This is a genomic window from Tessaracoccus zhenghani (assembly GCF_054552775.1).
This window is the reverse complement of the sequence record NZ_CM137275.1, coordinates 85,511-97,363: the sequence shown is the minus strand read 5'-3', so window position 1 is coordinate 97,363 and position 11,853 is coordinate 85,511. Positions and strand designations below refer to the sequence as shown.

The window sequence follows — 11,853 nt, the reverse complement described above, 5'->3', positions numbered from 1 at the left end:
CCGCGAAGACTACTCGTCGGAGGTGTCCGGCGCCCCATGCATGTCGTAGAGCAGGTCGTTGATGGTCACGTGGACGCGCTCCACGTGCGGCACGTCAGGCAGTGCCAGGGGCTGCCCGGCGGCCGTCTCCAGGATGAGCGTGCCGCAGCCGAGCATGCGGTCTGTCAGCGAGCGCTCGTAGTTGACGTTGTTGATGCGGCGTAGCGGCAGGTCATGTCCGGTCTTGTTGATGATGCCGCGCCGCGTGACGATGCGGCGGTCCGTGATGGTGTACGTGGAGGTGAGCCAGCGCAGGAACGGCAGGACGACCGCACCGACCACGACGACCAGGAACAACGCGATCACCGCGTAGGTGCCCCAGGGTTCCCAGTCCGGCGGGAGGAGTGCGATGGCGAAGCCGAGGAGGGAGCCCATCACGATCAGCACCAACGCCGGCACGATCAGCACTTTGCCGTGCGTGCGCATGGAGGCGACGATGTGCTCGTCGCGGCCCAGTTGGTCTGTCTTGATCGCCATGGCCACAGTCTGGCATGCGCCGCCGACTATCCGAGGCGGGCGTGGATGACGTCACCCACCGCGAACGTCTGGAGGCCCGACGCGGTGGCCACCTGGAGCCTGCCGAAGACGTCGACCCCCCTTCCGGTCCCCTCCACGGTGCGCTGGCCGTCGACCACTACCTTCAACTGCGAGCCGATGGACGAGCAGCGCGACTCGTATTCCTCCCGCAGCGAGCCGCGCAACTGCCAGGCGGTGTAGTAGCGGGCGAAGTGGTTCAGGACACCCGCTACGACGCGGCTCTGGTCTGTGGGGATGCCTTCAAGGCTCAGCGACGTGGCGTTGGGCACCGGCAGTTGCTCCTCGGTGAGCGTCACGTTGATGCCGAGGCCGACGACGGCGCGTGCCCCGTCGGGCTGTTCGACGCGTTCCGACAGGATGCCGCAGACCTTCCGGCCCCCGATGAGCACGTCGTTGGGCCACTTGAGTGTGACGCGGGAGGGGTCCGGCGCGAGTTCGGCCAGCGCCGACGACACCGCCATGCCCGCCAGCAGCGAGAGCCAGCCCCAGTGCTGGAACTCCGGCCTGGGCTTGAGGAGCACGGAGAGCGAGATGGACGAGCCGTGCGGTGAGACCCACTGCCTGTCGAGCCGCCCCCTCCCCGCCCTCTGTTCCATGGAGATGAGCGCGGCGCCTTCAGCCTCGCCGCTGTGCGCGCGCTTCGAGAGGTCGGCGTTCGTGGAGCCGGTGCTGTCGACCACCTCGACGCGGGTGAACGGGGTACCCGGTTCGAGGAGGCTGCGGATGGATTCGGCGTCAGGCAGTTCGGCGGTCACCAACTCATCGTAGGGCCGGTGTCAGCGCCTGCCCGTTCCAAAGTTGAGCAAGGGAATTGAGCGAAGTTCAATCCCGCTATGGTGAAGGCCATGGAGATCGACATCCACACCACCGCCGGTAGGATTGCCAATCTCGGAGTGCGCATCGATGAAGCCGTGCACGCCGGGTCCGCCGCAGCCGTGGAAAAGCAGCATGCCAAGGGCAAGATGACTGCCCGCGAACGGGTCATGGCCCTCCTCGATGAGGGTTCCTTCGCGGAATTCGACCAGTTCTCTCGCCACCGTACGAGCGCATTCGGTATGGATGCCCGCCGCCCCTTCGGCGACGGCGTCATCACCGGAACCGGGTCCATCCATGGCCGCCCGGTGTGCATCTTCAGCCAGGACGTCACCATCTTCGGTGGCGCGCTCGGCCAGGTGTACGGCGAAAAGATTGTCAAGATCCAGGACTTCGCCATGAAGACCGGGGTGCCACTCATCGGGATCAACGAGGGCGGTGGCGCACGCATCCAGGAGGGTGTCGTCTCGCTGGCGCTCTACGGGGAGATCTTCAAGCGCAACACCGTCGCCTCCGGGGTGATCCCCCAGATCTCGCTGATCATGGGCGCCGCCGCCGGCGGCCACGTCTACGGCCCGGCGCTGACGGATTTCGTCGTGATGGTGGACCAGACGTCGCAGATGTTCATCACCGGCCCAGAGGTCATCAAGACCGTCACCGGCGAGGACGTCTCGATGGAGGAGTTGGGCGGCGGACGCACGCACAACACGAAGTCGGGCAACGCCCATTACCTGGCCGCCGACGAGAACGACGCCATCGAGTACGTGCGCGACCTCATCAGCTACCTCCCCCAGAACAACCTGGAGGATCCGCCGGTCTGGGACGACGACGAGGTCGACCTGACCATCACGGACCACGACCGCGAGCTCGACCTGCTCATCCCGGACGCCGCTAACCAGCCCTACGACATGCGCGAGGTGATCCGCAACGTCCTCGACGACGACGAGTTCCTCGAGGTCATGCCGCTGTTCGCGGGGTCGATCATCGTCGGCTTCGGCCGCATCGAGGGCCGCTCGATCGGCATCGTCGCGAACCAGCCGACGGTGTTCGCCGGCTGCCTCGACATCGACTCCGCCGAGAAGGCCGCCCGGTTCGTGCGCACCTGTGACGCGTTCAACATCCCGGTGCTGACCTTCGTCGACGTGCCCGGCTTCCTCCCCGGCGTCGGCCAGGAGCACAACGGCATCATCCGCCGCGGCGCGAAGCTCATCTACGCCTACGCCGAGGCCACCGTCCCGCTGCTGACCGTCATCACCCGCAAGGCCTACGGCGGCGCGTACGTGGTCATGGGTTCCAAGCACCTGGGTGCCGACATCAACCTGGCGTGGCCGACGGCGCAGATCGCGGTGATGGGTGCCCAGGGTGCCGTCAACGTCCTCTACCGCAAGCAACTCAGCAACGCGGAGAACCCCGAGGAGGAGCGCGCGCGCCTGATCCAGGAGTACGACGACGAGCTGACCAACCCGTATGTCGCGGCGGACCGCGGCTACGTCGATCAGGTGATCTACCCGCACGAGACCAGGGCCCAGGTCATCCGGGCGCTGCGCCTGCTGCGTTCGAAGCGCGAGGTCCTGCCCCCGAAGAAGCACGGGAACATCCCGCTGTGACCGGCTCGCTCGAATTCGGCAAGGCCACTCTCACCGAGGATGAGATGGCCGCGGTCACCGCCGTGCTCGTGGCCTCCGCCCGGCGTGAGACGTTGCGCTCGGCGGCCGACCGGCCGCTGGCCGGCGGCTGGAAATCCTACTACCGCACCGTCCGCGGCCCGTTGATCACGGGCCGCGAGGCGTGGCGTACGTTCAACCGCATGTGATCAGATGCGGGTGATTCTGGCTTCGAAGTCGCCGGCGCGACTGCAGGTCCTGCGCAACGCGGGCCTGGATCCCGAGGTGGTGGTGTCCGGTTTCGACGAGAGTCAGATCGTCGATCCGGTACCCACCCGCCTGGCGGCAAGGCTCGCGGAGGCCAAGGGCAGCACCGTCGTGCCCCACCTCGTGGGCGACTTCGTGCTCTTCGCGTGTGACACGGTCCTGGAGTTCGAGGGCCGGGCGCACGGCAAGCCCGGTACCGAGGAGGCGGCCATCGCCCGCTGGCAGCGGATGCGCGGGCATGAGGGCCTGTTGCACACCGGCCACCACATCGTCGTGCACCAGGGTGAGCGGTATTCGGAGCAGACGCGGGTCGGCTCCACCATGGTGCGCTTCGCGGACCTGTCCGATGAGGAGATCCGGGCCTACGCGGCCACCGGAGAGCCCCAGCGGGTGGCCGGTGCGTTCACGATCGACGGCCTGGGCGGTGCCTTCGTGACGTCCATCGAGGGCGACCCGTTCAACGTCACCGGCATCTCGCTGCCGCTGGTCCGGCAGATGGTGATCGACTCCGGCGTGCCGTGGCACTCGCTGTGGGTGGACCAGCGTTCCTAGGACGCGGTCCAGGGGTGGGGCGTGGCCTAGGATCGTCCCCGTGCAACGGATCGGAATCGCCCTGGTGGCAGCGCTCGCCCTGGTGGGATGCTCCGCCGCACCGGAACGCACCCCCTCCGCCCCGGAGTCGTCACCACTAGTGAGCGACGCGCCGGAGGGTGGCGTCCTGCTCAGCTCGCTGGGCTACGTCAACGCGCCGGAGATGTTCTCCGTCCCGCTCCACGCGTCGATCACGGACCGCATCGATTCCTACAACAACGTCACCGCGGTGTTCTCCTCCCCCTCCGGGCAGGACATCGCCGCGTACCTCCGCGAGAACCTCGCGGGCATGGGCTTCACGATCACGGCGGACAAGAACCAGTCGATGCTCTTCACCAACGGCCACTGGCAGGGGGCCTTCACCACGTCGGATTCCTTCGCCGCCCTCTCGCTGCGCACGGATCGCGAGACCCCGGAGGAGTCCGGCGACTAGGCTCTCACCATGACTCCCGACACGCTCGACCTGCTGACGGTGCTGCTCTGGGCAGGGCTCGGACTCCTCGCAGGTTTCATCGTGTCGCTCATCCTGACGGCCCTGCTGAGGCTCATCGTCAAACGCCGCACCCGCAAGTTCGTCATCCGGCGCATGAGGCTGCCGCAACGGATCTTCTTCATCCTGCTCGGCGCTGGGCTCGCTGTGGCGTTCGTCACCCGCCCGCGCGTGCTGCAGGCCGCGCCCGAGTGGCGGCCGATCTTCCTCCAGGTGTTCCTCATCCTGATGATCTTCGCCGCCGCCTTCCTGCTCACCGGAGTGATCAGGGCCATCGGTGAGACACTCCTCAGCCGCGAGGACGACGCCGAGGAGACGCCCCACTTCCGCAGGATCCGCACCCAGTTGCAGATCGTCATGCGCGTGGGCCTGGCCGTGATCTGGATCTGCGCCTTGGCCGGGGCGCTCCTGACGTTTCCCCAGTTCCGGGCGATCGGCGCGTCATTGATGGCTTCGGCGGGCGTGCTGTCGATCGTCGCCGGCCTCGCCGCGCAGTCGTCGCTGGCCAACATCTTCGCGGGCATGCAGATCGCGTTCTCGGACGCGCTGCGCGTCGGCGACCTCGTGGTCTTCGACGAGCAGATGGGCTCCGTCGAGGAGATCACGCTGACCTACGTCGTCGTCCGGGCGTGGGACGACCGCCGCTGGATCGTGCCCAGCACCTACTTCACCAGCAAGCCCTTCGAGAACTGGACGCGACGCGAGCCCAAGCTGCTCGGCACCGTCGAGTTCGACCTGGACTGGTTGGCGCCGGTGGAGGCCATGCGGGTGGAGCTGACCCGCATCGTGCGCTCCAGCGAACTGTGGGACGGCCGCACGGCCTCCATGCAGGTGACCGACGCCACGGGCGGCCATGTCAGGATCCGCGCGGTCGTCTCCGCCGCGACGTCGGGCCAGCTGTGGGATCTGCGCTGCCTGGTGCGCGAGGACCTCATCGCCTGGGTGCAGCACGAGGCCGTCTACGCCCTGCCCCGCACCCGCCTCGAGCCCGACACGACGACGGCCCCGCCGGTTGAGGAACGCGAGGACTTCGTCGACAGGGTCGTCACCGAATGGGAGGCGGAGCAGGCCCTGGAAGAGACCAGCGTGATGCCGGCGGCCACCGGCAGCCTCGAGGACACGGAGGAGGACCCGGCCCTGCCGAAGTGGCTCCATTCGTGGCTGTCGCATCGCCGCAAGCCTGCCGATGTCCGGAGCAAGGAGGAGTCCCCGCTGGAGACCACGCTGTCGTCGCGCAGCCCGGAGGCCCGCCTCTACTCCGGCTCCCCCGACGCGGAGGAACGCGACCGCAAGATGTCGGGCCCCAGCGCCGCCGACATGGCCGAACGGGAGCAGACGGCGGAGCGCCGCGACACCCCCTCGTGATCGCACATCCGCGCAGAATCCACAAGGTTATGGACATTCCATCCGCGCGAAGCGCCGCCCACTAGACTCCGAGGCACAAACGAATGCAGGAGGAGAAGTGGGCAACGACGCCGTCTCAAAGGTTCTGATCGCAAACCGCGGAGAAATCGCTGTACGAGTCATTCGTGCCGCGCGGGATGCTGGAATCGATTCCGTAGCCGTCTACGCAGATTCCGACGCAGAATCACTGTTCGTCAAGCTGGCCGACGAGGCGTACGCCCTCAACGGCGCGACCCCTGCGGACACCTACCTCAACATCCCCAAGCTGCTCGGGATCGCCGAGCGCGCGGGCGCCAACGCCATCCACCCCGGATACGGCTTCCTCGCCGAGAACGCCCAGTTCGCCCAGGCCGTCATCGACGCCGGCCTGATCTGGATCGGGCCCCCGCCCGCCGCCATCGAGTCGCTCGGCGACAAGGTCAGGGCACGGCACATCGCCCAGAAGGTGGGCGCTCCCCAGGTTCCGGGCACGGCGGATCCCGTCGCCGACGCAAGCGAAGTGGTCGCGTTCGCCGAGGAGTTCGGCCTCCCGGTGGCCATCAAGGCGGCCTTCGGCGGCGGCGGACGCGGCCTGAAGGTGGCGCGCACCCTCGAGGAGATCCCGGACCTGTTCGAGTCCGCCACCCGCGAAGCCGTCACCGCCTTCGGGCGCGGCGAGTGCTTCGTCGAGCGGTACCTCGACAAGCCGCGGCACGTGGAGACCCAGTGCCTGGCGGACACCCACGGCAACGTCGTTGTGGTCTCCACCCGAGACTGCTCGCTGCAGCGCCGCCACCAGAAGCTCGTCGAGGAGGCCCCCGCACCGTTCCTCTCCGAGGAACAGGTCACGCTGCTCTACGAATCCTCCAAGGCCATCCTCAAGGAGGCCGGTTACGTCGGCGCCGGCACCTGCGAATTCCTCGTGGGCACCGACGGCACCATCTCGTTCCTCGAGGTCAATACCCGCCTCCAGGTGGAGCACCCCGTCTCCGAGGAGGTCACCGGCATCGACCTGGTGCGCGAGATGTTCCGCATCGCCGCCGGCGAGGAACTGGGCTACGGCGACCCCCAGGTGCGCGGCCACTCCATCGAGTTCCGCATCAACGCTGAAGACGCCGGCCGCAACTTCATGCCCGCCCCCGGCACGCTGGTGAAGTGGCATGCGCCGTCGGGCCCGGGCGTACGCGTCGACGAGGGGTACCACGTCGGCATGACCGTGCCGGGTGCGTTCGACTCCCTCGTGGCCAAGCTCATCGTCACCGGCGCGGACCGGAAGCAGGCCATCGCCCGCTCCCGCCGCGCCCTGGCCGAACTGCAGATCGAGGGCATGCCCACCGTCGTGCCGTTCCACCAGGTGGTGCTGGCAGATCCCGCCTACACCGCGGCGGACGGGCACTTCACAGTGCACACCCGTTGGATCGAGACGGATTTCGCCACCGAGATCCCGCCCTACACCGGCCTCCTCGGCGAAGAGGATGACCACGATGAGCCGGAGGTCATCACGGTCGAGGTCAACGGCAAGCGCGTCGAGGTCAAGCTGCCCGGCGGCTTCGGCGGCGGCAGGCCCGCGGCCGGCAAGGCCATGAAGAAGCCCACGAAACGCGACCGGGGTGGCTCGAAGGTCGCGGCCGCCAGCGGCAACGCCATGACGTCGCCCATGCAGGGCACCATCGTCAAGGTGGCCGTCGAGGAGGGCCAGCAGGTGGCCGAGGGCGACACCGTCGCCGTGATCGAGGCCATGAAGATGGAACAGCCGCTCAAGGCCCACCGCGACGGCGTGGTGGTGGACCTGAAGGTCGAGGCCGGTCAGGCCGTGACGGCCGGCCAGGTCCTCTGCGAGATCGTCGAGCCCGAGTGACGGGGGTACCCCACTGAGCTGTCTCACCGGTGCCGGTGGCGTTGACCGCCACCGGCACCGCCGTCGTTCCATTCCTTGGAGGCCGCGCCTATTCTGGAGGGACTGACGACTGGAGGACGCGTGTTCGGCAGCATTTTCACGATCATGTTCATCATGGTGGCGGTGTCCATCGTGCTCGGCATCGGCCGCTCGGTGCGAGGCAGCGGATCCGACCAGCTCGATCAGCAGCCCCGGCAACCGCAGCTCGGTTGGGGCCAGCCGCAACAGTTCTTCCGCCCGCCCATGGGCTACGGGCCGCCCACGCGTTACGGGCAGCAGCAGGGCTACGGTCAGCACTTCGGCTTCGGGCAGCAGTTGGGCTACGGCCAGGGTTACGACCCCTCGGCGGCCCAGCCCCTCTCCCCCGCGTCGCGGGACGCGGTCAACGCCGACATCACCACGTTCGGTGAGCAGCTCCGAGACCTCGACTTCGACGTGGTGGGCCGCACCCTCGACGCGGACGCTCAAGCTGATTACGGCAAGGCCCTCGACTCCTACGACGGCGCCAAGCAGCAGCTCGAACACGCCCGCAGCAACGCCGACGTGAAGCGCATCACGGAGATCCTCGACGAGGGTCGCTACGCGATCGCCTGTGTGAAGGCACGCTCCAACGGCGCGCCGGTCCCGGAGCACCGCCCGCCCTGCTTCTTCGACCCGGCGCACGGCACCTCCGTCGCCAACGTCCAGTGGGCGCCGCCCGGCGGAGCGATGCGTGAGGTCCCCGCGTGCGCCGCCGACGCGCAGCGCGTCCGCACCGGCAACGACCCCTCCATCCGCATGGTGCACGCGGGCCCGCAGCTGATGCCGGTGCCCTACTGGGAAGACCCGCGCCACGCCGCCTGGGCGCAGGGCTACTACGGCCGTTACGGGTCAGATCCCGTGATCCGCCAGATCACGACGGGGGCCCTGATGATCGGCGGCTTCTCACTGTTGATGGGTCTGCTCGACGACTGACAGGGGCCCGGCAGTTGTGGGAGTCCCACAAGTGCGGCCAGCCCTTTACTGACGGAGTCACCAGAGTCGAGGGACAACGCCCGGAGTAATCTCGGAACCAACCTACGCAACCGTAGGTAACGTCCCGAGGAGCCCCATGTCCGACGCCACCACCAAGATCCGCACCGCCCGCGATCTCCTCCTCGACCTCGTGGGACAGGGCGCCGAGGCCCGCGCCCGGTTCGAGTGGCCGGACATCACCGGCAACTTCAACTGGGCCATCGACTGGTTCGACGCCATCGGGCGCGACCGCGATGACCTTGCGCTCTGGATCCGCGACGAGGACGGGGCGGACGAGCGCTACACCTACGGCGAACTGGTTGAGCGCTCGGACCGGCTGGCCGGCTGGCTGCAGACGGCGGCCGGTGTGCGCAAGGGCGACGCCGTCATGCTGATGCTCGCCAACCAGGTGGAGTTGTGGGACGCCATGCTGGCCGTGATGAAGATCGGCGGCATCATCCTGCCCACCGCGCAGGCGTTGCAGGACTTCGACCTGGTGGACCGCATCCAGCGCGCCGACGTCCGCGCCGTCATCGCCAACCCCGTCGACGAGGACAAGTTCGACCTCATCGACGGCGCCACCCTCATCACCACGGGGCACGCCCACGACCGATGGCTCAGCATGGCGGAGTCCGCGGACTCCCCCGCCGCCCCGTGCCAGGTGGTCACCGACATCAACGACCCGGTGCTCTACTACTTCACCTCCGGCACCACGAGAGACCCCAAGCTCGTGGCCCACACCCAGCTGAGCTACCCCGTCGGCCACCTGTCGACGATGTACTTCATCGGCGTGCGACCCGGCGACGTGCACCTCAACGTCTCCTCCCCCGGCTGGGGCAAGCACGCCTGGTCGAGCTTCTTCTCGCCGTGGTTGGCCGAGGCGACGGTGTTCTCGTACAACTACAGCCGCTTCGACGCGGCGAAGATGCTGAAGGAACTCGAGGACGCGAAGGTCACCACGTTCTGCGCCCCGCCCACCGTGTGGCGGATGATGATCCAGGCGAATCTGGGCTCGAAGCCGTCGGCCCTGCGCGACATCGTCGGCGCGGGCGAACCGCTGAACCCCGAAGTGATTTCGACGGTCGAACGCGCCTGGGGCCTCACGATCCGCGACGGCTACGGTCAGACCGAGACGACCTGCACCATCGGCAACGCGCCGGGCGAGAAGGTCAAGCCTGGGGCCATGGGCAAGATCCTGCCGGGCGTGGGCATCCAGATCGTCGATCCGGACACCGGCGAGGTGGCGAGCCAGGGCGAGATCACGCTGCCGCTCGACCCGTGGCCCTACAACCTGATGTCGGGCTACCTCGGGGGTGCGCCCACGGCACAGGAGGACGGCCGCTACCACTCGGGCGACCTGGTGACCGTCGACGGGGAGGGCTACCTGACGTATGTCGGGCGCACCGACGACGTGTTCAAGGCGTCGGATTACAAGATCTCGCCGTTCGAACTGGAGTCGGTCCTGATCGAGCACCCCGCCGTCGTCGAGGCCGCGATCGTGCCCGCGCCGGACCCCATCCGCGCCGCCGTCCCGAAGGCGTACGTGTCGCTGGCGGCCGGGTTCGAACCGTCCCGCGAGACAGCGCTGTCCATCCTGCTGCACGCGAAGGAACGCCTGGCGCCGTACCTGCGGATCCGGCGGGTGGAGTTCTCGACGCTTCCCAAGACCCTGAGCGGCAAGGTCCGCAGGGTGGTACTCCGGGCCCGCGAGCACGACACCGCCGTCCGCATCGAGGACTTCCGCTACGAGCAGTTCCCCGAGCTGCGCGGCTGACCGTTCCTGTGGGGCTCGTGAGCGCGGCGACGAATCCTCCCGGGAGCGGCTACTGCGTCATCAGGGGGTCGTCGCGGTTGTGCAGACGACGAGCAGCCTCCGCGATGGAGCCCGACATCGAGGGGTAGACGGTGAAGGCGTGGCTGAACTCGTCCACGGTGATCTTCTGCGCAACGGCCAGCGACACGGCGTGGATCAGCTCCGAGGCCCGGGGTGCGACCACGACGCCACCGATGATGATGCCGGTGGTGGGCAGGCAGAACAGCTTCACGAACCCGTCGGTGAATCCCATCATCTTCGAGCGGGCGTTGGGGGCCAGCGGCAGCAGCACGGAGGCGACGCGTACCTCACCGGCGTCGACCGCCTTCTGGGTCACCCCCACCGTCGCGATCTCCGGGGTGGTGAACACGTTCGACGACACCGTGCGCATGTCCAGCGGCGCCACCGCGTCGCCCAGCGAGTGCCACATGGCGATGCGGCCCTGCATGGCGGCCACCGAGGCCAGCGCGAACACGCCGGTCACGTCGCCGGCGGCGTAGATGTTGCGGTGCGAGGTGCGCGAGACGCGGTCCACGGGGATGTGTCCCCACTTGCCCAGCTCGACGCCCACCTCTTCGAGACCCAGGCCGGCGGAGTTCGGGATGGCGCCCACTGCCAGCAGGCAGTGCGAACCCTCCACCTCGCGGCCGTCCTCCAGCGTCACGACGACGCCGTCACCCTGCCACCGGGCGGCGACCGCACGGCTCTCCGACAGGATCTGCATGCCGCGGCGCTCGAACGCGCGCTGCAGCACGGCGGCGGCGTCCTGGTCCTCGCCGGGGAGCACCTGTTTGCGGGACGACACCAGGACGACCTCGCAGCCCAGGCCGTCGTAGGCGGAGGCGAACTCCGCGCCGGTCACACCGGAGCCGACGACGATGAGCCGCTCCGGGACGTCCGTGAGGTTGTAGACCTGCTTCCAGTTCAGGATGCGCTCGCCGTCGCACCTGGCGTCGGGCAGTTCACGCGGCGTGGTGCCCGTGGCCACCAGCACGATGTCGGCCTCGAAGGTCTCTTCGCCCGCCTCGGTGGTGGCGACGACGCGGTTCGCACCGTCGAGGCGCGCCTGGCCGGTCACCAGTTGCACGCCGTCACGACGCAGCTTGGCCGCGATGTCGTTGGACTGGGCCTTGGCCAGTGCCAGCACCCGCTCGTTGACCTCGGCCAGGTCCACCTTGACCACTTCGCGCACGTTCTCCGCCTGGATGTGCAGCCCGAGTTGGTTCGCGTTCTTGATGCGGACCATCACCTCTGCCGTGGCTATGAGCGTCTTCGACGGCACGCAGTCGCTCAGCACCGCGGCTCCGCCGAGCCCGTCGCGTTCGATCAGGGTGACCTCACCGCCCAGCTGATTTCCGACGAGGGCGGCCTCATAGCCGCCGGGCCCACCACCGATGATCACAACCTTGGTCACGGCCCCCATCCT

The 11,853-nt window shown here is 68.3% G+C and carries 11 protein-coding genes; 8 read left to right on the top strand and 3 right to left on the bottom strand.

The features are described 5' to 3' along the window. Nucleotides 1-9: 9 nt before the first annotated feature. Both ACX1DX_RS00480 and ACX1DX_RS00475 read right to left on the bottom strand, forming a co-directional pair. Nucleotides 10-516: a PH domain-containing protein gene (locus ACX1DX_RS00480; RefSeq protein WP_459397285.1), complete on the bottom strand. Its 507-nt coding sequence runs from the start codon at nucleotides 514-516 to the stop codon at nucleotides 10-12. 26 nt (nucleotides 517-542) lie between these two features. Continuing rightward, the gene (locus ACX1DX_RS00475) at nucleotides 543-1,331 is read right to left on the bottom strand and encodes a biotin--[acetyl-CoA-carboxylase] ligase (protein ID WP_182765905.1); all 789 of its coding nucleotides are present in this window, start codon (nucleotides 1,329-1,331) and stop codon (nucleotides 543-545) included. A gap of 90 nt (nucleotides 1,332-1,421) precedes the next feature. Here ACX1DX_RS00475 and ACX1DX_RS00470 point away from each other — a divergent pair, with 90 nt between their 5' ends. From ACX1DX_RS00470 to ACX1DX_RS00435, 8 genes are all read left to right on the top strand, one after another. Then, nucleotides 1,422-2,996, top strand: coding sequence for an acyl-CoA carboxylase subunit beta (locus ACX1DX_RS00470; RefSeq protein WP_182764494.1), 1,575 nt, complete (start codon nucleotides 1,422-1,424; stop codon nucleotides 2,994-2,996). Beyond that, entirely contained in the window at nucleotides 2,993-3,202 is a 210-nt protein-coding gene (locus tag ACX1DX_RS00465; protein WP_459397284.1) for an acyl-CoA carboxylase subunit epsilon, read from the top strand. Before ACX1DX_RS00470 ends, ACX1DX_RS00465 begins: the two co-directional genes overlap by 4 nt. A 4-nt stretch (nucleotides 3,203-3,206) precedes the next feature. Then, nucleotides 3,207-3,812 carry a Maf family protein gene (locus tag ACX1DX_RS00460; protein ID WP_459397283.1) on the top strand — a complete coding sequence of 202 codons (606 nt, stop codon included), beginning with the start codon at nucleotides 3,207-3,209 and terminating at the stop codon, nucleotides 3,810-3,812. 40 nt (nucleotides 3,813-3,852) lie between these two features. Continuing rightward, nucleotides 3,853-4,284, top strand: a complete 432-nt coding sequence (locus ACX1DX_RS00455) for a YajG family lipoprotein (protein WP_459397282.1) — start codon at nucleotides 3,853-3,855, stop codon at nucleotides 4,282-4,284. A 9-nt stretch (nucleotides 4,285-4,293) separates the two neighbouring features. Beyond that, nucleotides 4,294-5,706 carry a mechanosensitive ion channel family protein gene (locus ACX1DX_RS00450; protein ID WP_220488244.1) on the top strand — a complete coding sequence of 471 codons (1,413 nt, stop codon included), beginning with the start codon at nucleotides 4,294-4,296 and terminating at the stop codon, nucleotides 5,704-5,706. Between the two features lie 97 nt (nucleotides 5,707-5,803). Next, a complete protein-coding gene (locus tag ACX1DX_RS00445; protein ID WP_459397281.1) occupies nucleotides 5,804-7,582 on the top strand; it encodes an acetyl-CoA carboxylase biotin carboxylase subunit in 1,779 nt (592 codons plus the stop codon). Nucleotides 7,583-7,702: 120 nt separating this feature from the next. Then, complete coding sequence (locus tag ACX1DX_RS00440; protein WP_459397280.1) at nucleotides 7,703-8,575, top strand: hypothetical protein; 873 nt, start codon at nucleotides 7,703-7,705, stop codon at nucleotides 8,573-8,575. A 136-nt stretch (nucleotides 8,576-8,711) separates the two neighbouring features. Next, nucleotides 8,712-10,388, top strand: a complete 1,677-nt coding sequence (locus ACX1DX_RS00435; RefSeq protein ID WP_459397279.1) for an AMP-binding protein — start codon at nucleotides 8,712-8,714, stop codon at nucleotides 10,386-10,388. 49 nt (nucleotides 10,389-10,437) lie between these two features. Here the strand turns inward: ACX1DX_RS00435 and ACX1DX_RS00430 are convergent, their stop codons facing one another. Further along, entirely contained in the window at nucleotides 10,438-11,841 is a 1,404-nt protein-coding gene (locus ACX1DX_RS00430) for an NAD(P)H-quinone dehydrogenase (protein ID WP_459397278.1), read from the bottom strand. Nucleotides 11,842-11,853: the final 12 nt, after the last annotated feature.